Genomic DNA, 2,121 nt, shown 5'->3' with positions numbered 1-2,121 from the left:
CCCTCGACCCTTAAAGCGCCGCCGCTCCATCGCGGAGCGGCGCGCCCCCCAAAATAGCCCCCCGGCTACCGAGGCACGGTCCACCCCGGCATTGCTGACAGTGCAATTGCGATGCCAGACACGGTGGCCCATTACGGGACACCTATGCCGTTGATGCAAGGCGTTGGCGCCGATTAATATTAACCGTGGCTAATATGCAACCCTGGGGGCCGTGAGAGACCAACTTCTGTGAGTTGTGGTCAGGCCGATGACCGGCTAGCGCCGCTGAAACGCCACGCGAGATTTGGCGGCTTCAACCCCGCGCCAGCAGCGCCTCGACCTCCTGGAGCGTCGGCATGGAAGGCGCGGTGCCCGGCCGGGTCACCGAAATGCCTGCGACGGTACAGGCGAAGCGCACCGCCTCCAGCGGCTCGACGCCCTTGGCAAGCGCCGCCGCCAGTCCGCCATTGAAGGCGTCGCCCGCCCCCGTGGTTTCGATTACAGGGCCGGCACTGACGGCGCCGACGTGATCGGATCGCTCCCTGGTGTGCAGCAGCGCGCCCTTCTCGCCAAGCGTCACGATGACGGCGCCGACGCCCTTTGCCAGCAGGCTGTCGGCGGCGCGGCGGGCATCATCGACCGAAGAGACGGCGATGCCGGTCAGCCCCTCGGCCTCGGACTCGTTGGGCGTGACGTAGTCGCAAAGCGCGTAGATGCTGTCCGGTAGGGTGGCGGCCGGCGCCGGGTTAAGAATGGTAGTCACCCCTGCCCCGCGCGCGATTTGCAAGGCTTTCAGCGCCGCGTCGATCGGCTGCTCGAGCTGGGTGACAAAGACGCCCGCCGAGCGGATCAGGTCGGCATGCGCCTCGATGTCGGCGGACGAGATCAGCATCGCAGCACCCGGGCTGACGATGATGGCGTTGTTGCCGCTGCCCTCCTCGACAAAGATGTAAGCCGCCCCGGTGTAGCTGTCAGGCGTGTCGATGACCGCGCTTTTGACGCCCGCATCCTTCCACGTCTGCTTGGCCATGTCGGCGAAGGCATCGATGCCGAGCCGGGTAAGAAAGGTGATGTCGGCGCCGAGTTTGCCGGCTGCGACCGCCTGGTTCGAGCCCTTGCCGCCGGGTCCGAGCTTGAACGAATTGCCGAGGATCGTCTCGCCCATGCGCGGCTGGCGGTCGGCGCGATAGGCGGTGTCGGCGACGAAGACACCCAGGATGACGACTGGCTTGCTGGCGGACATCTCCTTACTCCGCATCCGGCGGAATGACGCCCTTGCGGAAGGCAAAGCAGCCATAGAAGCGGCGCTCACCAGTCTGGATGACGCAATACGCCTTCTTCGCCCGCTCGTAGAAGGCGTAGCGCTCGATCGAGATCATCGGCCAGGGTTTGCCCTCGGCCGCGTCGATTTCCTGCTGCACCTCCTTCTGCACCGGCGGGATCTCGTTCGGCTTGCCGACGATCTCCATACGCGCGGCCGCGTCGTTGACGAAGCTGTCCAGCGGATAGAGCGACAGCACCGCCTTCACGACTCCAGCCGCCGGTGCATCGATGCGCAGCAGCTTGCCGAGCACCGTCTGCTTGGCGACGGAGTCGGATGGGAAATTGGTGTCGGCGATGATCAGGTCGTCGCCGTGCCCCATCGCCCGCAGTGCCTGGAGCACGTCGGCGTTGAGCAGCGGATTGATCCCTTTGAGCATGGTTTCCTCGATGTGTGTTTGCGGTCAGAGACGCTTGCCGGTCCCTGCGTCGAAGAGATGGACATGGTCGAGCCGCGGCCTGAGCTTCAGCGTATCGCCAGGCTTGAAGTCGTGACGCTCGCGGAACAGCGCCACCATCTCGCCCTCGCCGAAGCGCACGAACACCAGCGTTTCCGAGCCGGTCGGCTCGACCACCGAAATCGTGGACGCCACACCGTCGGGATGGATCTCCAGATGCTCGGGACGGACGCCATAGACGACGGCCTGGCCGTCCGCCGCGGCGATGCTGGCAGGCATCGGAAAGGCCGAGCCTGCTATGTCGACCTCGGACCTTTCACCCTTCTTCACCGTGCCCTTGAGCAGGTTCATCGCCGGCGAGCCGATGAAGCCCGCGACGAACAGGTTGGCCGGCCGGTCGAACAGTTGCAGCGGCGCGCCGATC

Annotated in this window: 3 protein-coding genes; all 3 read right to left on the bottom strand. The window is 65.6% G+C overall.

Annotation, left to right across the window (positions count from 1 at the left end):
• Nucleotides 1-292: 292 nt before the first annotated feature.
• Nucleotides 293-1,222, bottom strand: coding sequence for a ribokinase (gene rbsK / locus EOA60_RS30110; protein WP_095825239.1), 930 nt, complete (start codon nucleotides 1,220-1,222; stop codon nucleotides 293-295).
• Nucleotides 1,223-1,226: 4 nt separating this feature from the next.
• Nucleotides 1,227-1,679 carry an RbsD/FucU family protein gene (locus EOA60_RS30105; RefSeq protein WP_095825238.1) on the bottom strand — a complete coding sequence of 151 codons (453 nt, stop codon included), beginning with the start codon at nucleotides 1,677-1,679 and terminating at the stop codon, nucleotides 1,227-1,229.
• Between the two features lie 24 nt (nucleotides 1,680-1,703).
• The coding region (locus EOA60_RS30100) for a TOBE domain-containing protein (RefSeq protein ID WP_128312411.1) at nucleotides 1,704-2,121 on the bottom strand (418 nt) is incomplete at its 5' end.

The sequence above is a fragment of the Mesorhizobium sp. M1A.F.Ca.IN.020.06.1.1 genome (assembly GCF_004023265.1).
GTDB lineage: Bacteria > Pseudomonadota > Alphaproteobacteria > Rhizobiales > Rhizobiaceae > Mesorhizobium.
Note: the sequence above shows the minus strand (reverse complement) of the source record. Positions and strands in the feature narration are given on the sequence as shown.